Below are 25927 nucleotides of genomic sequence, written 5' to 3' on the forward strand. Positions count from 1 at the left end.
GTGGAATGCGGGGGCAGTTCTGGCGAACCGCCTCGCGGTTCCTCAGAACTGGCCACCGAACGTGAATTGCAGCCGCTCGATCTTGTCGCCGTCTTCCTTCTTCAGCGGGAAGGCATAGCTGATCGAGATCGGGCCGACCGGGGCGCGCCACAGCAGGGCGACACCGGTCGACACGCGCAGCTCGTTGGCCTTGAAGTTGTCCACGCCGGTGTAGACGTTGCCGAAGTCGACGAAGGCCGAGACACGCGCCGACGGGCTGTCGAACAGGCGCGGGAAGTAGGCTTCGACCGAACCGACGGTTTTCAGCGAGCCACCCAGCGGCTGGCCATCCGGATAGCCGTCCGTGGCCTCGCGCGGGCCCAGGGTGTTGTCCTCGAAGCCGCGCACCGAGTTGGTACCACCGGCATAGAAGTTCTCGTAGAACGGCAGCCCGCTGGCAGTGACCGAGCGCAGGTTGCCATCCTTGTCCGGCACCATCGCGGTCTTGTCCTTGCCGTAGCTGTCACCGTAGCCGATTTCGGCACGAGTGTTGATCACCAGCGACGGCATGATCGGCCAGTACTTGCTGATCTGGTAGTTCAGCTTGTAGTACTCGATGGTCGAGCCCGGCAGCGTGGTTTCCAGGCCGACGCGCTGGTAGGTGCCGCGGGTCGGCATGAAGTAGTCGTTGCGCGAGTCGCGTGCCCAGCCCAGCTCGGTGCGCCAGGCATGGAAGGTCTTGCTGCCGAGCACGTTGATGTAGTCGATGATCGACTGCGGGGTGGAGCCCCGGTAGGTGGTGATCTGGTTGCTGTCGATGCCGAACATCAGCGAGACGGTGTCGGTCTCGGTCAGCGGCACGCCGAACACCACCTGCGCGGCACCGTTGGTGCTGTTGTACTGCGCGGTGTTGAAGTCGGAGTAATCCAGTTCGCGCCAGGACAGGTTGTAGCCCAGCGACACGCCGTCATCGGTGAAGTACGGGTTGGTGTAGCTGAAACCGTAGCGCTGCAGGTAGCTGCTGCGCGAGGCTTCGACCGACACGCGGTTGCCGCCACCGAGGAAGTTGTTCTGCGACAGCTGCACCGAGGTGGTCATGCCGTAGGACTGCGAGTAACCCAGGCCGAACACGAAGCTGCCCGAGGTGGTTTCCTTGACGTTGTAGACGACGTCGACCTGGTCGTTGCTGCCGCTGACGGCCGGCGTCTCCACTTCCACCGATTCGAAGTAGCCCAGGCGCTGCAGGCGGATCTTGGAGCGGTCGATTGCGGCCTGCGAGTACCAGCTGTTCTCGAACTGGCGCATTTCGCGACGCATCACTTCATCGGACGTGCGGGTGTTGCCGCGGAACAGGATGCGGCGCACCGACACGCGCGGGCCGGGCACGACCTGCATGTTGATGGCCACGGTCTGCTCGGCGCGGTTGGTGGTCGGAATCGGGTTCACCTTGGCGAACGCGTAGCCGATGTTGGACAGCGAATTGGTGATGGTGTCCGAGCTGAATTCCAGCAGGGCACGCGAGAACGTGTCGCCGGACTTCTGGATCACCATGCGCTCGACGTCCTCCTGCGGGAGGATGGTGTCGCCGCTGACCTTGATCTCGGAGATCTTGTACTGCGCACCCTCGGTCACGCCCGCGGTCAGGAACATGTCGCGCTTGTCGGGGCTGATCGAGACCTGGGTGGAATCGATGCTGAAATCGACGTAGCCGCGATCCAGGTACCAGGAGTTGAGCTTTTCCAGGTCGCCGGACAGCTTTTCCTTGGAGTACTGGTCGTCACGGCGGTACCACGACGCCCAGTTGTGCTCCTTGGACTCCCAGGTCTCCAGGATGTCCTTGCTCTCGAACTTCTCGGTGCCCACCAGGTTGACGTGGCGGATCTTGGCGGCCTTGCCTTCCTTGATGGCGATGGCGATGTCCACGCGGTTGCGGTCCAGCGGGCTCACCGTCGGGGTGATGTCGACGTTGTACTTGCCACGGTCGTTGTACTGGCGGCGCAGTTCCTGGGTCACGCGGTCCAGGCTCAGGCGATCGAAGGTGCCGCCCTCGGTCAGGCCGATGTCGGACAGGCCCTTGAGCAGCTGGTCGGACTTGATGTCCTTGTTGCCGGTCACGGTCAGCTTGTTGATCGCCGGGCGTTCCTTGACGGTCACCACCAGGATCGTGCCCTGGCGGTCCAGCTGCACGTCTTCGAAGAAGCCGGTCTTGTACAGGGCGCGGATCGTCTCGCCGACCTTGTTGTCGGTGATCGTCTCGCCGCGTTCCACCGGCAGGTAGGTGAACACCGTGCCCGAGCTGATGCGCTGCAGGCCATCGACGCGGATGTCGCTGACAGTGAAGGGCTCGGCTGCCTGGGCCAGGGCGGGAGCGCCGGTGACGGCGGCGAGGGCGAGGGCCAGCAGGCGGCGATTGGGGAGTCGCGTCATGTCACGTCCGGTAGGAAGGTCGATTTCATTGGTGCGGGATGCCGACGCTGTAGACGGCAACAACGTGGAAAAGTTCATCGCGGGACCAGGCCGAGGATGTCGTTGTAGAACGCCAACCCCATCAGCCCGGCCAGCAACGCCAGGCCGATGTATTGGCCGGCGGCGATGGCACGCTCGCTCAGCGGGCTGCCCTTGACCAACTCGATAAGGTAATACAGCAGGTGGCCGCCGTCCAAGATCGGGATCGGCAGCAGGTTGATGATGCACAGGCTGAGCGACAGCAGGGCAAGGAACTGCAGGAACCAGTCGAGGCCGCGCTTGGCCGAGACATTGGCCACGCGGGCGATGGTGACCGGCCCGGAAACGTTCTGCAGCGAGGCCTTGCCGGTCACGATGCGACCCATCATGCCCAGCGAGTCGGCGGCCAGGCGGCCGGTCTCGCGCACCGCCACGGTCACCGCATCCAGCGGGCCATAGCGCAGCAGGGTGTCATAGGCGGGGCTGTAGCTGGTGGGGAAGCCGACGCCGATCTGCCAGACCGGATTGCCCTTGCCGTCCTTGCCCTGGCGCGGGGTGACTTCCAGCGCCAGGCGCTCGCCGCCACGCAGGACCTCGATCATTCCCGGCCCGCCGGCACGGCCCAGGGCCTGGATCTCGCCGATCACCTGGTCGACGCTGTCGATGCGCTGGCCATCGATGGCCACGATCAGGTCGCCTGGCTGCAGTTGCCCTGCCACCACGGAGTCCGCAGTCAGCGATTCCACTTGCGCCGGCTGCAGCCACGACTGCCAGTGCAGGCCAGCCAGGATCGGCACCCGCCGCTCATCGAAACCCGCCGGCAGCTGCGACAGCGGCAGGGTGCGCGTGCGTACCTGGTCGGCCGTATCCAGCACTTCCAGCTTCACGTCGCGGCGGTCCATCGCGGCTGCGGTCAGCGCCATGCTGGCCTCGCCGAGGGTGACCACCTGGCGGTCGTCCACGCGCAGCACGCGGTCGCCGCTGGCCAGGCCGGCACTGGCGGCGATGCCGCTGACACGGCCGATGGTGGGCGAGTAATCCTGCTTGCCGATCACGAACATCGCCCACAGCAGCAGGATGCACAGCAGCAGATTGGCGATCGGGCCGGCGGCAACGATCGCGATGCGCTGCCAGACGGTCTTGTGGTTGAAGGCCTGGCCGCGCTCGTGCGGGTGGACTTCGACCTCGCGTTCGTCGAGGAACTTCACGTAACCGCCCAGCGGGATGGCGGCGATGGCGAACTCGGTGCCGTGCCTGTCGCGGCGCGACCACAGCGGCCGGCCGAAGCCGACCGAGAAACGCAGGATCTTGACCCCGCACAGGCGCCCGACCCAGTAATGCCCGAACTCGTGGAAGGTGACCAGCAGCCCGAGGCTGACGATCATCCACCAGACCGATCCGATGAAGTCAGTCATGCAGGCTCACAGTGGTGGGCAGGGGCGGCGGCGTCATGCTGGGCGAGGCGGTCGTTCAGGCGGCGTCGATGGCGTTCAGGGTGAGCTGGCGTGCCCGCTGGTCGGCGGACAACAGGATCTCCAGTGTATCGGCTGGCTGGGTCGGCAGTGTTGAAAGAGCGTTAGCAACCAGCTCCGGGATCGTCAGGAAACCGATCCGGCCCTGAAGAAACGCTGAAACTGCCTCTTCATTGGCGGCGTTCAGTACCGCCGGTGCGGTGCCGCCGGCCTGCATCGCCTGCCAGGCCAGCGCCAGGCAGGGGAAGGCGTCAGTATCCGGGGCCTCGAAATCCAGGCGGCCCTGGGCCAGCAGGTCCAGCCCGGCCACGCCCGATTCGATGCGCTGCGGCCAGCCCAGGCCGACGGCGAGAGTGGTGCGCATGTCCGGCAGGCCCATCTGGGCCAGGGTCGAGCCATCGACGAACTCGACCAGCGAATGGACCAGGCTCTGCGGGTGCACCAGCACCTCGATGCGCTCGCCGGGCACGCCGAACAGGTGGTGGGCCTCGATGACTTCCAGGCCCTTGTTCATCAATGTCGCCGAATCGACCGAGATCTTCGGTCCCATCGACCACTTGGGGTGGGCAACGGCCTGGGCAGGGGTGACCTGGGCCAGTTCGGCGCGGCTGCGGCCACGGAACGGGCCGCCGGAGGCGGTCAGCAGGATCCGGCGCACGCCGGCGCCGTCGACACTGGCATCGCGCGAGCGCAGGCACTGGAAGATCGCGCTGTGCTCGCTGTCGATCGGGATGATCTCGGCACCGGCACGTTCGGCCGTCCGGGTCAGCAGTTCGCCGGCCAGCACCAGCGATTCCTTGTTGGCCAGCAGGATGCGCTTGCCGGCGGCCGCGGCAGCCAGGGACGAGGACAGGCCGGCCGCGCCGACGATGGCCGCGACCACGGTATCGCAGGCATCGCTGGCGGCCAGCTGGTCCAGCGCGGCCTGGCCAGCATGGGCCTCGGTGGCAAGGCCGGCCTCGCGCAGGCCGTCACGCAGTTCGGCGAACAGCGATGCGTCGGCGATCACCGCGTGCGCGGGTCTGTGCTGGCGGCACAGCGCCAGCAGCGCCTGCACCTGGCGGCCGGCAGCGAGCACCGTGGCCTGGTAGAGGTGCGGGTGGCGGGCGATCACGTCCAGCGTGGAGGCGCCGATCGAGCCGGTAGCGCCGAACACGGCGACCCGGCGCAGGTCTGCAGCAGCATTCATGGTCAGAACCCGAAGATTTCCTTGCCCAGCGCGAACACCGGCACGGCGGCGAGGACGCCGTCGACCCGGTCGAGCACGCCACCGTGGCCCGGGATCAGGTGGCCCGAGTCCTTGGCGCCGGCATGGCGCTTGATCAGGCTCTCGAACAGGTCGCCCAGGACCGAGGCGAACACCGCCACCACCGCGGTGATCAACAGGCCGGGCAGGTGTGCGGCATCGATGCCAGCCAGCCAGCCCAGGCCGAGGGCCACGGCGACACCGGCCAGCAGGCCGCCGAACAGGCCTTCCCAGGTCTTGTTCGGGCTGATCCGCGGCGCCAGCTTGTGCTTGCCGAAATGGCGGCCAGCGAAATAGGCGCCCGAGTCGGCCGCCCACACCAGCGCCAGCGCAGCCAGCAGCCACAGGTGGCCCTGCTGGCCCGGCGGATCGCCGCCGGCATGGATCAGCACCAGCGCGGCCCAGGCCGGGACGATGGCCAGGGTACCGGCCAGCATCTTCAGGATCCGCGAGGGTGCCGACGGCTGTGCACCGAAGTTGAAGAAGCGCAACCAGAGCAGCGCGGCCAGCCACCAGGCAACGCCGGCCAGCGTGGTTATCTGGAACAGGACCAGGGTGCTGCCATCGGCCCAGACCAGCAGCACCATCAGCAGCAGGTTCAGCACCAGCAGCACGGTGCGCGCCAGGGTGTCTTCGATACCGGCCAGCTTCAGCCATTCCCACAGGCCGATCAGCAGCACGGCGGCGGCGGCGGCGGCCAGCCATTGCGTGGGCAGCAGCAGGATCGCCGCAATGGCTAGCGGCGCCATGATCAGCGCGGCAAGGACTCGGGTCTTGGTCATGGGCTGGAAGTCTCGGTGGCCAGTGCGGCAATCTGGGCGCTGGTCAGGCCGAAACGACGCTCGCGACCGGCATAGGCGTCGAGCGCCTGCTGCAGCTGCCCGGCGTCGAAGTCCGGCCACAGGGCCTCGGTGAACCACAGTTCGGTATAGGCGAGCTGCCACAGCAGGAAGTTGCTGATGCGGGTGTCGCCGCCGGTGCGGATGAACAGGTCCGGCGGCGGCAGGTCGGCCAGGGCCACCTGGCTGCCCAGCAGCGCTTCGTCGATCTGCTCGGGCAGCAGGCGACCGGCCGCCACTTCGACGGCCAGGGCGCGCGCGGCGCGGGCGATGTCCTGGCGGCCACCGTAGCTGGCAGCGATCGACAGGGTCAGGGTGGTGTTGTCGGCGGTGCGCTGCTCGGCCAGCTGCATGCGGCTGACCAGCCCGGCGCCGAAGCGCTCGCGTTCCCCGATGAAGCGCACGCGCACGCCACGCCGGTGCAGCTCGTCCACTTCGCGGTCGAGTGCACCGAGGAACAGCTTCATCAGCGCGTCCACTTCCTCCTGCGGCCGGCCCCAGTTCTCGCTGGAGAAGGCGAACAGGGTCAGCGCCGGAATGCCCAGTTCAAGGCAGCGCTCGATGGTGCGGTTGACCGCGCGCGCGCCGGCACGGTGGCCGATCACGCGGGGGCGACGGCGCTGCTGTGCCCAACGCCCGTTGCCATCCATGATGATGGCAATGTGGCGGGGCAGGGAGGCAGGCAACGGAGGCGGGACTGAAGGCATCGACTTCAGACCGACAGCAGTTCTTTTTCCTTGTCGGCAACGACCTTGTCGACGTCCTTGATGTTGGCGTCGGTCAGCTTCTGGATGTCGTCTTCGCCGCGCTTCTTCTCGTCTTCGCTGATCGCTTTGTCCTTGACCAGCTTGGCGATTTCCTTGTTCGCGTCCTGACGGATGTTGCGGATCGCGATCTTGGCGCCTTCCCCTTCCTTCTGCACCTGCTTGACCAGCTCCTTGCGGCGCTCTTCGGTCGGCGGCGGCATGTTGATGCGGATCGCGGTGCCCAGCGTGTTCGGAGTGAACTCGGCATTGTAGAGACCCTTTTCGATCTCCTTGATCATGCCTTTGTCGAACGGGGTGACCAGCAGCGAGTGGGCGTCGGCGTTGGAGATCGACGCGACCTGGTTCAGCGGGGTGCTGGCGTTGCCATAGGCGCTGACCGTCACGCGGTCCAGCAGGGCCGGGGTGGCACGGCCGGTCCGGATGGAGGTGAGGGTGTGCTTCAGAGCGTCAATGCTCTTGGCCATGCGCGTCTGCGCGTTGTTCTTGATGTCGTTGAGCATCGCCCGGTCCTGGATGTATCTGGAATCGGGCGATTATAGGCGAATACGGGACGCTGCCGGGCCTGAATCGGCCCGGTCGTCGCTTTGCGCTCAGGCTCAGGCCGGGTCGCGGCCCTGGACCAGGGTGCCGATGTTCGCGCCGTTGAGGATCTTCAGCAGTTCGCCCGGCTGGCCCATGTCGAACACGCGCATCGGCAGGTCGCTGTCGCGGGCCAGAGCGAAGGCCGCTGTGTCCATCACTTCCAGGCCGCGGCGGATCACTTCGTCGTAGCTCAGGCTGTCGAAGCGGACCGCATCGCTGTGCTTGTTCGGGTCCTTGTCGTACACGCCATCGACCTTGGTGGCCTTCAGCAGCAGGTCGGCGCCGATCTCGATCGCGCGCAGTGCGGCGCCGGAGTCGGTGGTGAAGAACGGGCTGCCGACGCCGGCAGCGAAGATCACCAGGCGGCCCTTTTCCAGGTGGCGGATGGCGCGGCGGCGGATGTAGTCCTCGCACACGTCGTTGATCTTGATCGCGCTCATCACCCGGGCCTTGGCACCCAGCTTCTCGAGGGCGTCCTGCATGGCCAGGGCGTTGATGACGGTGGCCAGCATGCCCATCTGGTCGCCGGTTACGCGGTCCATGCCGCCGGCGGCCAGGCCGGCGCCGCGGAAGATGTTGCCACCTCCGATCACCAGCGCCACTTCGGCACCGGCCTGCTGGGCTTCGATGACCTCACGGGCGAGGCGATTGATGATCTTGGGGTCGATGCCGTAGTCCTCGTCTCCCATCAGCGCCTCCCCGGACAGTTTCAGAAGGATGCGGCGATAGGCGAGCTTGGACATGTGGACCTCGGGTGCGTGGAAATCGCGGGCGATTCTACGCGCATGCGGCGTTGTGCCAAAGTGTTTTGTGCACTGCGGCGCAGAATCCGATGGTTCGCCCCGGTCGGCCGGGGCGTCCCGTTCAGCCCAGTTCGGCGCTGGCCGTGGCTGACAGCTCGTCATGGCCCAGCGCCCCCGGCGAGCGGGCGATCACCCGGTTGCGGCCCAGGTTCTTGGAGCGGTACAGCACGTCGTCGGCCGCGCGCAGCAGGTCCTGGACGTCGGCGAAGCGCTCGTAGCCGCCCTGGGTGGCCACGCCGGCGGAGAAGGTGACGAAAAGCGGCCCGCCCTCCAGCTCGGCCATCGGCGTGGCGACGATGTTGGCCAGCACCCGGCGGATCACGTCCAGGGCCACGCTTTCGCTGGTGTTGGGCAGCAGCGCGACGAACTCCTCGCCGCCGAAGCGGGCCACGGTGTCGCTGTTGCGCAGCTGGCCCTGCAGCTTGCCGGCGAACGCGCGCAGCACCTCGTCACCGGTCAGGTGGCCGTGGGCGTCGTTGATCTTCTTGAAGTCGTCCAGGTCGATGAAGGCCACCGACAGTGGCCAGCCCTGGCGGCCGGCACGCAGGAATTCCTGCTCCAGCACCGCTTCCAGCTGGCGGCGGTTGAGCACGCCGGTCAACGCATCACGATGGGCCTGGTCGGCCAGGCGCTTGGCGCGCGCCTCGAATTCGTCGGCACGGCGGCGTGCCTGGTCGGCATCCTGCAGTTCGCGCAGGTTGCGCAGCGTGGCCAGTTCCTGCGCATGATCGATCAGCTCGCGCACCCGCGCCGGAGAATTGAGGCCGGCATCGAACAGGCTGGCGATGTCGGGCAGGGCCTCGCTGATGCGGGCCAGCACCTGGTCGAAGCGCGCGCTGTCCAGCTCCAGGCGGTCGTGCACCTGCTGCAGGGCGCGCTCGCGCGCGGCATCGGCGTCGCTATCCAGCCAGATGTCGGCCACTGCGCCGGACAGTTGCACGCAGGCCTGGAATGGCGATTCGGCGGCGTCCTCGTCCTCGCTGTGGCTGATGCTCTCCACCAGGTAGCGGGGCAGGCCCCATTGCTCGGCCACCCAGGCGCCGACGTCGGCGTGGCTGCAGCCCAGCGCCTCGCGCTCGAGGGAAACCAGGTCGATGTTGTCGCGTGCTTCGCGCAGCAGCGGCAGGTAGCGCTCCGACTCGGCCTGGGCCAGGCACAGCACGCCCAGGTCCTGCAGCAGTCCGGCCAGCATCAGCTCCTCCAGCCGGCGAAGGCCGCGCGCCTGGCCCAGCTGGCTGGCCGCCAGGGCACTGAGGATGCTGCGCTTCCACGCGCGCTGGCGCAGGTCATGATCGGCGCCACCGCCGGTCAGGCCCTGGGTGACGGTGAAGCCGAGGGCGAGGCTGATCGTGGCGTTCAGGCCCAGCATGGTCAGCGCCTGGCCGAGGTTCTCGATGCGGCGGCGGCTGGCATACAGCGGCGAATTGGCGATGCGCAGCATGCGAGCGCTCAGCGCCATGTCGATGGCGATGATGTCGGCGGCGGTGGCGATGTCCGCTTCCGGGTCCTGAGCCAGTTCGATGATGCGCAGGGCAATACCGGGTGGCGAAGGCAGGTTGCGGCAGAGCGCCAGGGCAGCTGTCAGCTCGGGAGGCATGTCGGGTCGTTCAATTCCATTGGGGCAAGAATACCTAGGAATGCATCACAGTCCGCGATTTTCGTTCCTGCTAAGTGACTGAGGATTCCCTGCGACTGAGTATCGGCTTGATTCGAGCGCAACGCAAAGGTGCCGGGACGGGTGTGCGCACCGTCGGATCTGGCCATCCACGGGTGGAGCGGCCATAAAAAAAGAGCCGCGGTTTCCCGCGGCTCCTTCTGGTCGTTTCACAGCCGAAGGGCTGGAATCAGACCTGCATCGCCTTGGCAACTTCGGCGGCGTAGTCTTCCACCACCTTTTCGATGCCTTCGCCAACGATCAGCAGCTTGAAGCCTGCCACGTCCGCGCCAGCGGCCTTGACCACCTGCTCGACGGTGGTGTCGCCCAGCACGTAGGTCTGGCCGTACAGGGTCACGTCGCTGACGATCTTGTTGATCTTGCCGCTGATGATCTTTTCCAGGATGTCGGCCGGCTTGGCCTTGTCCTTCTCGGTCATCTTGGCCAGCTCGATTTCCTTTTCCTTTTCGACGAACTCGGCCGGAACGTCCGCAGCCTTGTTGTGCGGCGGCTTCAGCGCGGCCACGTGCATCGCCAGGCCACGGGCCAGCTCGACGTCGCCGCCGATCAGGTCGACCAGCACGCCAACCTTGCCGTTGGTGTGGACGTAGGCACCGATGTTGCCGGTGGTGTCGACCTTGACCATGCGGCGGATCTGGATGTTCTCACCCAGGGTCTGCACGGCGGTGGCGCGGGCTTCTTCAACGGTGCGGCCGTCGGCCAGCGTGGCGGCCTTCACGGCTTCGACGTCGGTGGCGCCCGATGCCAGGGCAGCGGCAGCGACGGCGTTGACGAAGGACTTGAAGTTGTCATCGTTGGCGACGAAGTCGGTTTCCGAGTTGACTTCGACCAGCACGGCCTTGCCGCCGTCCTGGGCCAGGCCCAGACGGCCTTCGGCGGCCACGCGGTCAGCCTTCTTGTCGGCCTTGGCAGCGCCGGACTTGCGCATGGCTTCAGCAGCGGCGTTGATGTCGCCGTTGGCTTCGGTAAGCGCCTTCTTGCATTCCATCATGCCGGCGCCGGTGCGCTCGCGCAGTTCCTTGACCAGGGAAGCAGTGATTTCCACGGGATTACCTCACGAAAGAAAGGGGTTGGGCCGGCATGGTGGCCGGCCCGTGTGACACGGTCCTGTCACGCGCCAGGGGCTGCGTGCAGGGAGGGTGGACGCCGGGCGTCCACCCGGGGCCTGGATCAGGCCTGGGCGTCGTCGCCCTTCTTGGCAGCCTTCTTGGCCGGAGCGCGGCGGGCCGGCTTCTCTTCGCCTTCAGCAGCGGCTTCAGCGAACTCTTCCTCGCGCACCGAAGCGGCGTGCGGGGCAGCGGCCTTGCCTTCCAGCACGGCGTCGGCAGCGGCGCGGGCGTACAGCTGCACAGCGCGGATGGCGTCGTCGTTGCCCGGGATGGCGTAGTCCACCAGTTCCGGGTTGTAGTTGGTGTCGACCACGGCGATGACCGGAATGCCCAGCTTCTTGGCTTCCTTGATCGCGATGTCTTCGTGGCCGATGTCGATCACGAAGATGGCGTCCGGCAGACGGTTCATGTCCTTGATGCCGCCCAGCGAGGCTTCCAGCTTGTCGCGCTCGCGACGCAGGCCCAGCACTTCGTGCTTGACCAGCTTCTCGAAGGTGCCGTCGGTTTCACCGGCTTCCAGTTCCTTCAGGCGGGCAACCGACTGCTTGACGGTACGGAAGTTGGTCAGGGTGCCGCCCAGCCAACGCTGGTTCATGAACGGCATGCCGCAACGCTCGGCTTCTTCCTTGATGGTTTCGCGGGCGCTGCGCTTGGTGCCCAGGAACAGGACGGTGCCGCGCTTCTGGGCAACCGACGAGATGAAGTTCATCGCATCGTTGAACAGCGGGACGGTCTTTTCCAGGTTGATGATGTGGATCTTGCCGCGGGCGCCGAAGATGTACGGAGCCATCTTCGGGTTCCAGTAGCGGGTCTGGTGGCCGAAGTGGACGCCGGCTTCCAGCATCTGACGCATGGTGACCTGGGGCATTGCAATACTCCTGATATGGAACCAGCGATTCCGCCCGCGGGATAGGTATGCGGGACGCGTGGAAGCGCGATCGGTTCCGGGGTTGGGCTTCCCTGTTGCCTCCGTGGCCGAACTCCTCGCGGAGCACCCCGGCACGGATGGGGGCAGCAGGTGTGGATTCACCGGTGACGTCCGGTGTGGACGGGCTCCCGCGCACGCAGGCGGCAGGAATCCGGTCGATTATAGCCCGCTGGGGGCGTCCGCTGCAATTGCAGGGTCAGATGCGGCCAGATCGACCTCGCGGCCGTCCTGCAGACGGGCCCGGAAGTGGCCGCCCACATAGCCATCGGGGTGGGCAGGCAGGGGCCAGCGGCGTTCATGGCCTGCGAGGATATAGCCGGCCAGCCCGGCCACCAGCAGCGACGATTGGCCGTCGGCCGCTATGAATCGCAGATCGTGCAGGCGGCCATGCAGCGTACTGGAATTGCTGAGTCGCAGCATGGTCTGAGGCCCAAGTGCCTCGATGCGGGCCTGCAGCCGGGCATGCAGCGCTGGCGCCGCTGGGCCGCGGAACAACGGCAGCGAGTAGCGGGGCAATCCCGGCAAGGCCGGCGCCAGTACGATCCGATAGGCCTGTTCACCCACCGATGCTGGCGGACTGCCTGGCAGCAGCCAGACGCGCTGGGTGCTGCCAGGGGCCAGGTCCAGCCGCGCAGGGCTGACCCGGATCCGGTCGCTGGGCTGCAGTCGTTCGGCGTCCAGTTGCTGCTCCCAGGCCAGCACCTGCACCTGCCCCTGCCAGCGGCCGGGCCCCGGATTGCGCAGCCACAGTTCGGCGCGGCCGCCTTCGGCGGGTAGCTGCAGGGTGGTCGGCAACAGCTCCAGCGCCGCCGAGGGCTGCGCCAGCAGCAGTCCAAGCAGGATCAGCAGCGCGCGCATCAGTAGATGAGGGTCACGGAAGGCATTGCACTGTCGTCTGTCGCCGGTGGTGCGAGGTCGCGGACCTGGGGCGGCCCCTTGGGGGCGTCACTGCGCTGGTGGGGCGCCGCGCAACGGGGAGCGCCGCCATCGTCGCTGCAGGATTCGACCACGGTCAGCCGGATCTGCAGCGTGCTGCTGCGCGGTTCGGCGCGCGCCGGCGTGCTGGCGACCAGCATCGCCCCGATCAGAAATGCGCGAACCACCTGCCACCCACTGTGCTGAAAGACTCGCTGCGCGGTATCGGCCGGATGCGCCGCAACTGTAGCGCCGAGCCCGCGCTCGGCACGGCCTTCGTCCGGTGGGTGCCGACCGTTGGTCGGCACGCAGGTCAGTAGGTGATCGTCACCGTCACCAGGTCGTTGTAGGTGCCGGCCGGGGGCTGGCCGGTGACCGGCGGTACCCGGCCGTAGATGGTCAGCTGCTGTGCGCTTCCGGTGCCGGTGCTGCTGGCCGTGTCGACCGTCAGGGTGTTGCCCCAGCGCTGGCTTCGTGCCGGATCCCGGTACAGCTCGTAGGGCAGGTAGTAGGTGCTGTTGCCGATGGTGGTGGCCATGCGCCGGGTGGTGGTGGCGGCGGGATTGTTCTGGCCGTTGTTCAGGCCGACCTGGAAGGCGGTGTTCTTCAGGCAGGTCAGGGTGAGGGTGGCGGTCTGGTCGATGTTGGCCGGGATGCCGCCGGTGACGTTGCCGAAATTCATGTTGGTGGTGACGTAGCTGCCGCATTGCGGCAGCACGTTGGCGGTAGCGGTGAAACTGAAGGCCGCGCTCGCGCTGTTGGTACCGGTGGCGCCGCCGTTGCATGTGGCGGGGACGGTGGCGCTACCGGCCAGCACCTCGTTCCAGGCCCAGGTCAGCACCACGCTGGCACCGCTGAAAGTGCTGCTGTACGCGCCGGAGGCCAGGACCTGGTTGGCCGGAATCTGACCGAACAGCTGCACAGTCTGCGCACCACTACCGCCGGTCAGCAGCGGTACGTTGTAGCTCATGGTCAGCTCCTGCGCTGGCGGCGTGCCGCGGGGGACCAGGCCAGTGACCTGGCCGAAGCTGGCGTTGTTGTACAGCTGGAAATTCATCGTGTCGCTGGTAGAGGTGGCCATCGTGCGGAACGTGGAACTGCTGCCGCCGCCACTGCCTGCGCCGATGCCCACGCAGACGCGCACGCCGGTGGTGGCCAGCAGGCTCAGCGCGGCGGTGGTGCAGGTCACCGTGATGTTGAGGTTGGCCGTGCTCGGGCCGGGTGCATTGCTGTTGATGTTGCCGAACGGCAGGGTCGGATCGGCGACCGCCGTGCAGACCGCGGTGGCGCCGGCCGGCGCCGCTGCCAGCAGGCCGGCCCACAGCAGCAGGAAGAGCAGCAGCACCCTCATGGCGCCACCTCCGGAATGCACTGCTGCGGTGCCGGCTTCGGGCGGGCACCGGACGCCACCACCTTGGGCAGGTCCGGTACCTTCACCCGGCACGGGCCATGGCTGGTGGTGACGTACAGCACGCTGCCGGCGGCGACATCTTCCAGGTAGAGCAGGCCGTCGTAGCCGACCGTGGCCTGGCGACCGTCAGGCAGCTGCACCTCGCTGCCCACCTCCAGAGGCTGGCCGTCCATCGCCAGCAGGGTCAGGCTCAGTGACGACCGCGAACGCAGCTGGAAAGTCACGCGGGTGCCGGCGCGCTGGCGCGGCGTGACCCAGTCCTCGATGCGGTCGGCACGCATGTCTTCGGGCAGGTCCAGGGTGTCGATCGAGACCCGGTTGCGCTGCCAGGACAGCAACGGACTGACCAGCAGCAGGCCGCGATCGTCGGTGACACCGATCAGGCGGTTCTCCAGCCGCACCGGGACGCCGCCGACGCCATTGGTGCTGATCACCGCGAACGCATCGGATACCTCGCGGGTGGCGAAGGCGTGCCCGCCCATCCATACCAGGCTGCCGCTGGCACTGGCGTAGGCATAGTTGAGCCCGCCCTGGCGCGAGGCGCCGAATGAATAGCGGCCGACATCGTTGAGGATGCCAACTTCGGCCAGGCCGCCGTTGCCGTCCTCGCCGTGGCGCAGCTGTGCGCGCCAGCCGACGCCGCCGGCACTGCCATCGCCGGGCACCGGCTGGGTCACGTCCGCCACCCAGCTCTGGCTGTCGCCGTTGCGCTGGCTGGAGAGGCTGGCCTGGCGATTGTTGCCCAGGCTGGCAGTCATCGACAGGTAGATGCTGCGGTCATCGCTGCGGGCCAGGTTCTGGTTCACCGACAGGTAGGCCGACCAGCGTTGGCTCCAGGTGCGCGACCAGAACAGGCTGGCATAGCGGTTGTCGTCGCCTTCGGGGTAGCGCAGGCGCAGATAGCTGGCGCTGAGCGTGCCCAGCCGCAGCAGGTCCAGGCCGACCGTGGCCTGCTCGCTGATGCTTGGTGGCAGGTTGCCCTGCAGCGCGCCCAGGTCGCGGTAGTCGCCGTGGCCGCGCACGCTGCGCAGATTGACGTTGAAGCGACGGTTGTTCCAGCTGTAGCCCAGCGCCCATTGCCCACCCTGCAGGCCGTGGTAGTTACTGTGCGCATAGGCGGCATTGAACACGCCGGCGGCGCCGAGCAGCCACCAGCCGCCAATGCCGCCCTGGGCCAGGCCGCCGCCGCCTTCGGCATGCGCCTCGCCGGTGAACGCGTCGGTGACACCGCCGCGCCAGCTGGCGCTGGCCACCGTGCGATCGTCATAGGCGAAGGAGCGCTCGCCGAAATCCCGGCGCAGGTGGCCGACGCCGACCGACCAGTCCGACAGGCCCTTGGCCAGCAGCTGCTGGGTGCCGTAGAAGCTGAAGTCCAGCGTCTGCATGCGTCCGAATGCGTCGGTCACCACCACCTGCGCGTTGCCGGTGCCGCTGATTCCGGGCTGTGCTGCGAGCTGGAAGGGGCCGACCGGCACCTGCCCGCTGTACTGGCGCAGGCCATCGACATACAGCTCGACCGTGGAGGGCACCACGGCCTGGCCGAGGAAGCTCGGCGTGGGCGTCAGCACGCGGTAGGGCTGCAGGCCATAGTTGCGGCCGATCTGCAGGCCACCCAGGCGCACGGGGCGGGTCCAGTCGACGAACCCACTGTAGAAATCGCCGACCTCCAGGGTCGTTGCGCTATCGGGGAAATCCAGGCTCCAGCGTGTGTCCAGGCGCACGCTGGAGCCGCGCCAATGGCGATCGCCGGGTTGCTGGTAGCGGCGGCTGATGGCGGTGTTCTCGAAAGTGCCATTGCCGATACCGAACACGCGCAGCTCCGAGCTCAGGCTGAGGGTGCCGAGCGTGTCCACCCGGCTGCCGTAGACGTCGTAGTTGAGCAGCACGCCGGGCGAGGCGCTGCCGGTGGGGGCGCGCGTCTGCGGGCGGCTGAGCACGGTGGTGGGCAGTGTCAGCTGGTCCAGCGGCACGTCCAGCGCCAAGGTCTGCATGTGGGCGTCGTAGCGCACCACCGCACCGCTGATCTGGTCCAGGTAGACCGGTGCATCGCCGCTGGCGTTGAAGCCGAGCTGGCGCAGCACTTCGGGGCTGGCCTGCAGCCGGCCACGGTTCTCGGTGAACGGCAGCAGGCCGCGCGGCGTGCTGTTGAGCGACACATCCAGGTACAGCGTCTGGCTGGCGGTCAGTGGGGTGGGGGCGGGCAGGATCGCATCGGCCGACACGCCGGATACATCAGCCGCCGTGGCCACGCCGGACACATCGGCGGCCTCGGTCGCCGCGGGAGCCAGGGCAGCCAACAGCGCGCCCATCAACGCCTCAGCGAGCCGGTGGGGGCGACAGCGGCGTCTGTTCCGACTCGCCATTGAGCTTGGCCGTGATCTGGTCGTTGTCGCGGTCGATCGCCGTGCGTTCGATCGGCCAGCGCATCACCTGGCCGGGCAGTACGTAGCCCAGCAGCCCGGGATGGACGATGCGCGGGCGTGTGGCGCTGCCCAGCGCGAGATCGGCGATCTGAGCGTAACTGTTGCCCGAATTGGCTACTTCGACGCCGTTGCGGCCGTCCGCCAGCTTTACCAGCCGGGCCTGCAGCTGCGGCGCCAGCGTGCCGGCCGAGGGCTGCACGAACACCGGGATCGAATAGCGCAGGACGAACTGCATGCCACCCGCGCGGGTGGCCAGGTCGGGCACCTCGTCAACGATCAGGCGGTAATGTTGCTGTGCCGCTGGCGGTTCCTTGTCCGCACGCATGACCCGCACCAGCTGCTGCTGTCCGGCGGCCAGTTCCTGCATCGGTGGAGTGGCCATCAACGCCTCGGTGGGCAGCAGCTGTTCCTGGCCGTCCTGCTGCACCCAGCGGAACACGCGTACCTGCAGCTTCACCGGTGAGGTGCCGCTGTTGGTCAGCCACAATTCGCCGGCACGCTGGCGGGCTTCCAGCTGCAGGCTGGTCGGGGCCACCTGCAGGCTGGTAGCGCCGGCGGCCGCGATGGCGAGCAGGTACAGGGCGAGCAGCGCCACGCCGGTGGCGCGCCACGGGCGGGATCCGGCCATGCGGGCGTGCTCCATCAATAGGTGATCGTGGCGGTAACCGTATCCAGGTAGCTACCGGCGGCCGGGTTGTTGGTGCTCAGGTTCAGGATCTGGCCGTAGACGATGTAAGGCACGGCCAGGCCGGTGCCGATGCCGGCCTGGGTGTTGGTGCCGGTTGTGGCGCCCCAGACCAGGGTATGTGCGGCATCCTGGTAGAGCTGGTAGCCGACGTAGTTGTTGGCGGTCACCGCCGCATTGGTGTTCTTCATCCGCCGGGTGGTGACGTCATTGGCGGTGCTGGCATTGGCGCCCGCATTCAGCGAGATCGTGTACGGGGTCAGTGCCGAGCACTGGGCGGTCACCGTGCCCTGGCCCAGGGTGGGCGTGGTGGTGGTTGATGCCGCGGTGCCGAAGTCCACGTTGGTCGCGGCCGCCGCCGTGATGGTGCAGGCCTTGGTGACCACCAGGGTGACATTGAAGGTGGTGGTGTCGGCGGCCATTGCCGGGCTGGACAGCAGGAACCCGGCCACGGCCCATGCCAGCGGGGATCGAACTGGGGATCGCATGAACAACCTCCCTGACCCGAAGGTCCGTTGAACAAGGCGAAGACGGCACGTTCGGTGCCGCTTTGACGACGGTGGTTCCAGCTTAGGAGGCGTAAGTGTCTGTAATCCGTGATAAATAGGCAGACGAAAGAGCGGAGGCCATCACGCTTTCACTTACCTTGCCGGAACCGTGCATGACCCGGATCGGCAGTTGGGTGGCGTTCGTTCAGATTGCGGCCGGATCGGCGATAATGGGTGCCATGAGCGTGAATCTGAAAACCCCGCAGGAAATCGAGATGATGCGCATCGCCGGCCGCCTGGCCAGCGAAGTGCTCGACATCGTCACCCCCCACGTCAAGCCCGGTGTCACCACCGAGGAACTGGACCGCATCTGCCACGACCACATCGTGAACGTGCAGGGCGCGATTCCGGCCAACGTCGGCTACCGCGGCTTCCCGAAGACCGTGTGCACCTCGGTCAACAATGTCATCTGCCACGGCATCCCCAGCGAAGGGAAGGTGCTCAAGGATGGCGACATCATCAATATCGACGTCACCGTCATCAAGGACGGCTGGCACGGCGACACCAGCCGCATGTACTTCGTCGGCACCCCGTCGGTGATGGCCCGCCGCCTGGTGGAAACCACGTACGAAGCCATGTGGCGCGGCATCCGCGCGGTGCGCCCGGGGGCCACCCTGGGCGACATCGGCCATGCCATCCAGAGCTATGCCGAAGGCGAGCGTTTCAGCGTGGTGCGCGAGTACTGCGGCCACGGCATCGGCAAGGTCTACCACGACGAGCCGCAGGTGGTGCATTACGGCCGCCCGGGCCAGGGCCTGGTGCTGCAGCCCGGCATGACCTTCACCATCGAACCGATGATCAACGAGGGCACCCGCTACAACAAGGTGCTGCCGGATGGCTGGACCGTGGTGACCAAGGACCGCAAGCTGTCGGCGCAGTGGGAGCACATGGTCGCGGTCACTGAGACCGGCGTCGACGTGCTGACGCTGTCGCCGGGCGAGTCGCAGGTCTCCTGACGATGCTGCCGGCGAGTTCGCTGCTGGACACGCCGGCCGCGTCGCTCAACGACCCGGACTGGGCTGCTGCCGCGCGCCAGGCGCTGCAGCAGGCCGACGCGCGACTGTATCGCCGCTTCGACCAGGGCGACAACATCGAGCGCCTGCTGGCGCTGCGGGCGCGCGCGGCCGACCATCTGATCCGCCTGGCCTGGCAGCGTTGCCTGCCGGCCGACAGCGGCCTGTCGCTGTTCGCGGTCGGTGGCTATGGCCGGGGGGAACTGTTTCCGCGTTCGGACATCGACCTGCTGGTGTTCGGCGACCCGCCCGCACAACTGGCGCATGAAGCGGCATTGGCACGCCTGTTCGCGCTGTTGTGGGACTGCGGATTGGCGGTCAGCCATGCGGTGCGTTCTGCATTGCAGTGCCGCGAGGCGGCGGCTGACCAGACCGTGCTGACCGCGCTGATCGAGGCGCGTCCGATCCTGGCTGATGATGCAGCGCGCCGTGCGCTGCGCGAGGCCATCGACGACCGCGAGCTGTGGCCGGCGCGTGCCTTCTTCCTGGCCAAGCTGGAAGAGCTGCGCAACCGCCACCAGCGCTTCGGCGACACTGCCGACAACCTGGAGCCGGATCTCAAGGATGGTCCCGGCGGCCTGCGCGATCTCAACACGCTGGGCTGGATGGCGCTGCGCGCCTTCGGCGTACGCGACCTGGAAGCGCTGGTCGGCCTGGGCCACCTGGGTGCCGACGAAGCGGCTGCGCTGAAGCGCGAGCGTGCGGTGCTGGCGCGGCTGCGCTTCGGCCTGCACCTGGTCGCGCGCCGCCCGGAAGAGCGTCTGCGTTTCGATTACCAGAAGACCCTGGCCGCGCGCCTGGGCTTCGAAGACGATGCCGAGAATCTCGGTGTCGAGAAAATGATGCAGGGCTTCTACCGCGCCGCGCTGGTGGTGCGCCGGATCAGCGACCGCCTGCTGCAGCGCTTCGAGGAACAGTTCGATGGCGAGGCCCAGCCGGAACCGCTGACCGTGGGCTTCTCCCTGCGCCGCGGCTACCTGGCCGCCAACGAGGCCGACTGGCCGCGCGGTGACATCGGCCAGGTGTTCGCCCTGTTTTCCAGCTGGGCCAACAATCCACAGGTGCGAGGCCTGCATTCGCTGACCGCGCGCGCGCTGGCCGAAGCGCTGCCGTTGTTGCCGGCCTACGACCAGGCCGATGCCGATGCACGCGAGCAGTTCCTGTCCCTGCTGCGCGGCCAGCGCCCGGTCGACACGCTTTCGCGCATGGCGCGGCTGGGCGTGCTTGGCCAGTGGATCCCCGCGTTTGCCCAGGTCAGCGGGCGCATGCAGTTCGACCTGTTCCATGTCTATACGGTCGACCAGCACACGCTGATGGTCCTGCGCAACATCGGCCAGTTCGCCAGCAGCCGTGCCGACGAGCGCTTCTCGATCGCGCACGAAGTGTGGCCACGCCTGCGCAAGCCGGAACTGCTGCTGCTGGCTGGCCTGTTCCATGACATCGCCAAGGGCCGCGGCGGCGACCACTCGGAACTGGGTGCGGTGGACGCGCGTGCGTTCTGCCAGGCGCATGCGCTCAGTGGCACCGATACCGAGCTGGTGGCATGGCTGGTCGAACAGCATCTGCGCATGTCGGTGACCGCGCAGAAGCAGGACATCGCCGATCCGGTGGTGATCCATCGCTTCGCCACCCTGGTCGGCAGCCGCGACCGCCTGGACTACCTGTACCTGCTGACCTGTGCCGACATCGCCGGCACCAGCCCGAAGCTGTGGAATGCCTGGAAGGACCGCCTGCTGGCCGACCTGTACTTCGCCACCCGGCGCGCGCTGCGCGAGGGGCTGGAGCATCCGGTACCGGCCGCCGAACGCGTGGCCGAGGCACGTGACAGCGTGCGCGCACTGGTGCGCGAGCAGGGTTACGACGACGCCACCATCGATCGCCAGTTTGCGGTGATGCCGGATGAGGGCTTCATTCGTCTGCGCCCCGAGCAGCTGGCCTGGCAGGCAGCCGCGCTGGTACCGGTGAAGCAGGGCCAGGCGCTGGTGAAGGTGCGCCGGATCAGTGTGGATGACCCGGCGCTGGAAGTATTCGTGCACTCGCCCGACCGCGACGGCCTGTTCGCCGCGATCGTGATGACCCTGGACCGCAAGGGCTATGGCATTCACCGCGCACGCGTGCTGGACGGTCCGGCCGATACCATCTTCGATACCTTCGAAGTGAACCCGGCCGACACGTTTGCCGATGGCAGCAGTGCCAACCTGGAGGCGGCGCTGCGCGAGGCACTCAGTGGTGACCTGGCGCGCCTGCGGCCGTCGCGCCGTGTGGTACCGCGGCAACTGCGGCACTTCCGCTTCGCTCCGCGCATCGAGTTCCGCGATGAACCGGGCGCAACCCGTTTTGCCCTGGTCGCTCCCGACCGTCCCGGCCTGCTGGCCGATGTGGCGTTCGTGCTGCGCAACCAGGGCCTGCGCGTGCATGATGCGCGCATTGCCACGTTCGGCGAGCGCGCCGAAGACACCTTCGTGATCAGTGACGAACACGACCTCCCCCTGACTGAACCTGCCCGGCAGCAGCTGCATGACGCAATGCTGGCCTGCCTGGACCCTGATCGAAACGCCGGAGACCCCGCCTGATGGCCACCAAGCCCGCCAAGAAGACCGCCGCGACCCCCAAGAGCGCAGCGGCCCGGAAACCTGCTGCAGCCGCACCGGCCGCAAAGAAGGCCACTGCGCCGAAGAAGGCCGCTGCGGTGAAGGCCCCGGCGAAGAAAATGGCTGCGGTCAAGCGTGCTGTGAAGAAGCCGGCCCCGGCCAAGAGCGCCGAAGCCGTCCGCGCCGAAACCATCGCCCGCAAGTCGCTGCGCAAGCCGTCGGCACCCGGCGTGGAAGAACTCAAGTTCGGCATCGAAAGCGCCTTCGAGCGCCGCGCCACATTGACCCTGCATGAGCTGGAAGGCTCGACCAGGCCGCTGGTCAACCGCGTGATCGACGGCCTGGAGAGCGGTGAATTCCGCGTCGCCGAGCCGGACGGCCAGGGCGGCTGGAAGGTCAACGAGTGGCTGAAGAAGGCCGTGCTGCTGTATTTCCGCGTCAACGACATGGCGGTGGTCGATGCACGACCGGCACCGTTCTGGGACAAGGTCGAATCGCGCTTCGCCGGCTATGACGAAGCGAAGTTCCGCCGTGGCGGCGTGCGCGTTGTGCCCGGTGCGATCGCCCGCCGCGGCACGTACTTCGGCAAGGACGTAGTGCTGATGCCGAGCTTCACCAACATCGGCGCCTACGTCGGCGAAGGCACCATGGTCGATACCTGGGCCACCGTCGGTTCCTGCGCGCAGATCGGCCAGCACTGCCACCTGTCCGGCGGCGCCGGCATCGGCGGCGTACTGGAGCCGCTGCAGGCCAGCCCGACCATCATCGAGGACCACTGCTTCATCGGTGCGCGTTCGGAAGTGGTGGAGGGCGTGGTGGTGGGCCACCACAGTGTGATCGGCATGGGCGTGTTCCTCAGCCAGAGCACCCGCATCTACAACCGCGCCACCGGCGAGATCAGCTACGGCTACATCCCGCCGTACAGCGTGGTGGTGTCCGGCTCGCTGCCGAGCAAGGACGGCACCCACTCGCTGTACTGCGCGGTGATCGTCAAGCAGGTTGATGCCAAGACCCGCAGCAAGACCAGCGTCAACGACCTGCTGCGCGGCCTGGCCGACTGAAGGTGAGTGCGCCGGAGGACCTGGCGCAGTCCGCGATCTACCGGCATCCGTCCGACAACGCGTTCGGACGGATGCTGCCGCGCCTGCTGCACGCTCCGCGCTGGACCCGGTTGCGCCGGGCACTGTCGCGGCGCTGGCCGATGCCGGTACTGGTCAGCGACGTGCGCGACGTGGTCTACGCGAGCTGGTGGGTCGATGTGCGCCATGCCCCGCCAGCGCCACCTGGCCATCACTACGTGGTCCATGCAGGACGCACGCCTTACACCGTTCTCAGCTATCGCCATGGCCACTTCGGGCCGGCGCTGGCGGGACCGCTGCGCTGCCTGATGCCGTCGCCAGGGCAGAGCAACTGGCGCTGGTACCTGCGCCGTGACGATGATCCGGGCGGGACCCCGGTCGTGCTGTTCGATCGCAACGTGATGGACCAGCTGGCCTTCGTCGCCGGCGCGCGCGCTTTCAGCGATGCCATGCAGCCCCACCTGTCCACGCGCTTCGAGCATGTGGTGCGCGTCGATGGCGATGGGCACACCCTGATCGAAGGTGGGCAGGGGAGTGCGCCTGCGCTGCACCTGCAGTGGCGGGCCGCTGCGGGCTGGGAGGACGGGGCGTGGCGGGGGGCCTTTGGGGGCCATCAGGCCCTGCTGCGCTTCCTGACCTGCCAGGATGAGGCCATTGCGCGCACCTGTGACCGGCGCTGGGCCAGCACCTGCATCGCACTGCAGGTGGATGTCGACAGCCTGCAGCCGCTGCAGCTGGAAGGCGAACTGCAGTGCCCGCGCCTGCAGGCGATGGACGTGGCGCTGCACGAGGGGCTGGCCTTCCGGCTGCCAAGGGTACCGTTCCGGGTCGTGTCCGAGCGCCTGTTGTGAGATTCTGGGCCTCTGTTTTCCAGCATCACAGATGGCCATGAGTACCACTGTCTACGGTTTGAAGAACTGCGATACCTGCAAGAAGGCGAGCAAGTGGCTGGACCGCTTCGGCGTGCCGTACACCTTCGTCGACTACCGCGACAACAAGCCGAGCCCGGAAACACTGCTGGCGTGGGCTGAGCAGCTGGGTGGCCTGGCCGCGATGGTCAACAGGTCCTCAACCACCTGGCGGCAGCTGCCGGACAACCGCAAGGCCGCAGATTCCGAGGCGGAATGGAAGCTGCTGCTGCGCGAGTACCCGCAGCTGATCAAGCGCCCGCTGGTGGTCACCGCCGACGGCACGGTCAGCCAGGGTTTCAGTGACAATGGCTTCAAGGCCCGCTTCGGCGTGGGTGACGCATGAGCGCGGTCCTCGACCTGACCTGCGAACTTATCGCACGGCCCTCGGTGACGCCGGACGATGCCGGCTGCCAGGCACTGCTGGCGGCACGCCTGAAGCAGGCCGGGTTCCAGTGCGATCACCTGCGGCTGGGCGAGGTCGACAACCTGTGGGCGACCCATGGCCAGGGCGCGCCGGTGCTGGTGCTGCTGGGCCACACCGACGTGGTGCCGGCGGGCCCGCGCGAGGCCTGGGCCAGCGACCCGTTCACGCCGCAGATCCGTGACGGCGTGCTGTACGGCCGTGGCACCGCCGACATGAAGGGCAGCGTGGCGGCGTTCGTGGTGGCCGCCGAGCAGTTCGTGGCCGCGCATCCCGATCATCCCGGCACGCTGGCGGTGCTGCTGACCAGCGACGAGGAGGGCGATGCCATCGATGGCGTGCGCCACGTCGCACGGCTGTTCGCCGAGCGCGGCCAACGCATCGACTGGTGCATCACCGGCGAGCCGTCGTCGACCGCGACGCTCGGTGACCTGCTGCGCGTGGGCCGTCGTGGCAGCCTGTCGGCCAAGCTGCGGGTGCAGGGCGTACAGGGCCATGTGGCGTACCCGGAGAAGGCACGCAACCCGATCCACCAGGCGGCGCCCGCCCTGGCCGAGCTGAGCGCACGGCGCTGGGATGACGGCTACGAGAGTTTCCCGCCGACCAGCCTGCAGGTCTCCAACATCCATGCCGGTACGGGCGCCAACAATGTGATTCCCGGCGAGCTCGAGGTGGATTTCAACATCCGCTACAACCCGCACTGGGATGCGCCGAAACTGGAAGCGGAGATCACCGCGCTGCTGGATCGGCATGCCCTGCAGTACACGCTGAAGTGGCATCGCAGCGGCGAACCGTTCTACACCCCGGAAGGCACGCTGCGCGCCACTGCGCGTGCGGTGCTGGCCGAGCACATCGGCCGTGCACCGGAGGAAAGCACTGGCGGCGGCACCTCCGATGCCCGCTTCATCGCGCCATTGGGCGCGCAGTGCATCGAAGTGGGGCCGGTCAACGCCAGCATCCACCAGGTGGACGAGAACGTGCGCGTGGACGAACTGGAAGCACTGCCCGGGCTGTACCAGCGGCTGGTGGAGCGGCTGCTGGTGTGAGGAGGGTGGGTGCCGATCGTTGGTCGGCACGCCCCCCCCCCGCCGGAGCTACATCTCTGTAGAGCCGAGCCATGCTCGGCTGATGTCCACCGGCAGAAGCAGCCGAGCATGGCTCGGCTCTACTATTCTGAAAAAAGGAAGAACGGCGGCTTGTTCGCTTTTTCCCAGTAGCTCGGCGCGGCCATGTAGAAGTGCTGCGCTTCGGCCCTGGCGAACCAGCGCGCGGCTGCGTCGGTGTCCTTCTCCACGCCGGGCGCGCCGCGGCCCAGCAGCAGTCCGGCGAAGTACTGGCCGAACACACTGCCTTTCTCGCCAGCGCGCTGGTACAGCTGCAGCGCACGCGCAGGATCGCGTGGCAGGCCTACGCCCTTTTCCAGCAGCGCGCCCAGATCGACCTGTGCGTCGGCATCGCCACGCTCGGCGCGACGCTGGATCTGCGCAACCCGCGGATGCACGGTGTCACCCTGTGCGGCGACCGCATCCGGCAGTCGTGACGATGAACTCGGATAGCGCTCGTAGATCATTCCGCGCAGGTCCCAGCGCAGTGCCTGCTGCGCGTCGCCTTGCTGGCGATAGGCCTTGGCGAGTTCGTGGAACGCATAGGGATTGCCGTGGTAGGCGGCCGCCAGATAGGCACGTTCACCGCGTCGCCAGGACGCGCGCAGCACCGGTGCCGGGTTGATGTGGGGGCTGTCGGCATGGCGCAGCGTGCCGGAGATCCAGATCCTGCCCAGTGCTTCTTCCGCCCTGGTGGTGTGGAAGGTCCACGGCGTGACCGCTGCGGCGCGCTCGTAGTAGGCGATGGCGCGCGGATCGTTGAAGCGCTCGAAGGTCTGCGCGGTATCAAAGGCACCCTCGAAGCTGCCATCGGCGCCGCGTTGTTCCAGACCCTGCAGCTGAGCCGGCGGCAGGGGCGACGGACGGGGCGGGGTCTGGCAGGCGGCCAGGCCCAGGCAGAGCAGGGTGGCCAGCGCGACTCTGCGTCCAGTGCGGTGTTGCATTTCCATTACACGTTTCGCGGCGGGCCATGATGCGCGCC

Annotated in this window: 23 protein-coding genes; 6 read left to right on the forward strand and 17 right to left on the reverse strand. The window is 67.5% G+C overall.

Annotated features, from left to right (window positions below):
• Positions 1 to 42: 42 nt before the first annotated feature.
• The 16 genes from bamA to AC5P7X_RS03140 form a co-directional block, all read right to left on the reverse strand.
• On the reverse strand, positions 43 to 2406 hold the full coding sequence (gene bamA / locus AC5P7X_RS03065; RefSeq protein WP_329841661.1) for an outer membrane protein assembly factor BamA: 2364 nt from the start codon (positions 2404 to 2406) through the stop codon (positions 43 to 45).
• 74 nt (positions 2407 to 2480) lie between these two features.
• Positions 2481 to 3839, reverse strand: a complete 1359-nt coding sequence (rseP, locus tag AC5P7X_RS03070; RefSeq protein WP_061480177.1) for an RIP metalloprotease RseP — start codon at positions 3837 to 3839, stop codon at positions 2481 to 2483.
• A 55-nt stretch (positions 3840 to 3894) separates the two neighbouring features.
• Positions 3895 to 5085, reverse strand: a complete 1191-nt coding sequence (locus AC5P7X_RS03075) for a 1-deoxy-D-xylulose-5-phosphate reductoisomerase (protein ID WP_329841663.1) — start codon at positions 5083 to 5085, stop codon at positions 3895 to 3897.
• A gap of 2 nt (positions 5086 to 5087) precedes the next feature.
• Positions 5088 to 5924, reverse strand: a complete 837-nt coding sequence (locus tag AC5P7X_RS03080) for a phosphatidate cytidylyltransferase (protein ID WP_005415851.1) — start codon at positions 5922 to 5924, stop codon at positions 5088 to 5090.
• The gene (uppS, locus tag AC5P7X_RS03085) at positions 5921 to 6688 is read right to left on the reverse strand and encodes a polyprenyl diphosphate synthase (RefSeq protein WP_032954050.1); all 768 of its coding nucleotides are present in this window, start codon (positions 6686 to 6688) and stop codon (positions 5921 to 5923) included. The genes AC5P7X_RS03080 and uppS overlap by 4 nt, the downstream gene beginning before the upstream one ends.
• 5 nt (positions 6689 to 6693) lie before the next feature.
• Complete coding sequence (frr, locus tag AC5P7X_RS03090) at positions 6694 to 7248, reverse strand: ribosome recycling factor (RefSeq protein ID WP_005415853.1); 555 nt, start codon at positions 7246 to 7248, stop codon at positions 6694 to 6696.
• Positions 7249 to 7344: 96 nt separating this feature from the next.
• Entirely contained in the window at positions 7345 to 8073 is a 729-nt protein-coding gene (gene pyrH / locus AC5P7X_RS03095) for a UMP kinase (protein ID WP_005415854.1), read from the reverse strand.
• A 121-nt stretch (positions 8074 to 8194) separates the two neighbouring features.
• On the reverse strand, positions 8195 to 9730 hold the full coding sequence (locus tag AC5P7X_RS03100; protein ID WP_065177433.1) for a GGDEF domain-containing protein: 1536 nt from the start codon (positions 9728 to 9730) through the stop codon (positions 8195 to 8197).
• Positions 9731 to 9977: 247 nt separating this feature from the next.
• Entirely contained in the window at positions 9978 to 10853 is an 876-nt protein-coding gene (gene tsf, locus AC5P7X_RS03105; protein WP_005415856.1) for a translation elongation factor Ts, read from the reverse strand.
• Between the two features lie 125 nt (positions 10854 to 10978).
• Positions 10979 to 11785, reverse strand: coding sequence for a 30S ribosomal protein S2 (rpsB, locus tag AC5P7X_RS03110; protein ID WP_005408748.1), 807 nt, complete (start codon positions 11783 to 11785; stop codon positions 10979 to 10981).
• 219 nt (positions 11786 to 12004) lie between these two features.
• Positions 12005 to 12703, reverse strand: a complete 699-nt coding sequence (locus AC5P7X_RS03115) for a fimbrial biogenesis chaperone (protein WP_495214407.1) — start codon at positions 12701 to 12703, stop codon at positions 12005 to 12007.
• Entirely contained in the window at positions 12703 to 12921 is a 219-nt protein-coding gene (locus tag AC5P7X_RS03120) for a hypothetical protein (RefSeq protein ID WP_495214539.1), read from the reverse strand. Before AC5P7X_RS03120 ends, AC5P7X_RS03115 begins: the two co-directional genes overlap by 1 nt.
• 152 nt (positions 12922 to 13073) lie before the next feature.
• The gene (locus AC5P7X_RS03125) at positions 13074 to 14111 is read right to left on the reverse strand and encodes a Csu type fimbrial protein (RefSeq protein ID WP_138952847.1); all 1038 of its coding nucleotides are present in this window, start codon (positions 14109 to 14111) and stop codon (positions 13074 to 13076) included.
• The gene (locus AC5P7X_RS03130; RefSeq protein WP_495214408.1) at positions 14108 to 16480 is read right to left on the reverse strand and encodes a fimbria/pilus outer membrane usher protein; all 2373 of its coding nucleotides are present in this window, start codon (positions 16478 to 16480) and stop codon (positions 14108 to 14110) included. The genes AC5P7X_RS03125 and AC5P7X_RS03130 overlap by 4 nt, the downstream gene beginning before the upstream one ends.
• 7 nt (positions 16481 to 16487) lie before the next feature.
• On the reverse strand, positions 16488 to 17237 hold the full coding sequence (locus AC5P7X_RS03135) for a fimbrial biogenesis chaperone (protein ID WP_206620716.1): 750 nt from the start codon (positions 17235 to 17237) through the stop codon (positions 16488 to 16490).
• A complete protein-coding gene (locus tag AC5P7X_RS03140) occupies positions 17237 to 17767 on the reverse strand; it encodes a Csu type fimbrial protein (protein ID WP_032954051.1) in 531 nt (176 codons plus the stop codon). The genes AC5P7X_RS03135 and AC5P7X_RS03140 overlap by 1 nt, the downstream gene beginning before the upstream one ends.
• A gap of 230 nt (positions 17768 to 17997) precedes the next feature.
• Here AC5P7X_RS03140 and map point away from each other — a divergent pair, with 230 nt between their 5' ends.
• The 6 genes from map to dapE all read left to right on the forward strand — a co-directional run bounded on the left by map (position 17998) and on the right by dapE (position 24888).
• On the forward strand, positions 17998 to 18783 hold the full coding sequence (gene map, locus AC5P7X_RS03145; protein ID WP_032955117.1) for a type I methionyl aminopeptidase: 786 nt from the start codon (positions 17998 to 18000) through the stop codon (positions 18781 to 18783).
• 20 nt (positions 18784 to 18803) lie between these two features.
• Complete coding sequence (locus tag AC5P7X_RS03150) at positions 18804 to 21413, forward strand: [protein-PII] uridylyltransferase (protein WP_447576427.1); 2610 nt, start codon at positions 18804 to 18806, stop codon at positions 21411 to 21413.
• Between the two features lie 137 nt (positions 21414 to 21550).
• Positions 21551 to 22492: a 2,3,4,5-tetrahydropyridine-2,6-dicarboxylate N-succinyltransferase gene (gene dapD / locus AC5P7X_RS03155; RefSeq protein WP_375366190.1), complete on the forward strand. Its 942-nt coding sequence runs from the start codon at positions 21551 to 21553 to the stop codon at positions 22490 to 22492.
• A 2-nt stretch (positions 22493 to 22494) separates the two neighbouring features.
• On the forward strand, positions 22495 to 23361 hold the full coding sequence (locus AC5P7X_RS03160; protein ID WP_329841667.1) for a hypothetical protein: 867 nt from the start codon (positions 22495 to 22497) through the stop codon (positions 23359 to 23361).
• Between the two features lie 31 nt (positions 23362 to 23392).
• Positions 23393 to 23764 carry an arsenate reductase gene (locus tag AC5P7X_RS03165; protein WP_170944942.1) on the forward strand — a complete coding sequence of 124 codons (372 nt, stop codon included), beginning with the start codon at positions 23393 to 23395 and terminating at the stop codon, positions 23762 to 23764.
• Positions 23761 to 24888, forward strand: coding sequence for a succinyl-diaminopimelate desuccinylase (gene dapE, locus AC5P7X_RS03170; protein ID WP_005415868.1), 1128 nt, complete (start codon positions 23761 to 23763; stop codon positions 24886 to 24888). Before AC5P7X_RS03165 ends, dapE begins: the two co-directional genes overlap by 4 nt.
• 122 nt (positions 24889 to 25010) lie before the next feature.
• Here the strand turns inward: dapE and AC5P7X_RS03175 are convergent, their stop codons facing one another.
• The gene (locus tag AC5P7X_RS03175) at positions 25011 to 25889 is read right to left on the reverse strand and encodes a tetratricopeptide repeat protein (RefSeq protein ID WP_495214409.1); all 879 of its coding nucleotides are present in this window, start codon (positions 25887 to 25889) and stop codon (positions 25011 to 25013) included.
• Positions 25890 to 25927: the final 38 nt, after the last annotated feature.

It is taken from the genome of Stenotrophomonas sp. YJH_SMC_53 (assembly GCF_059369995.1).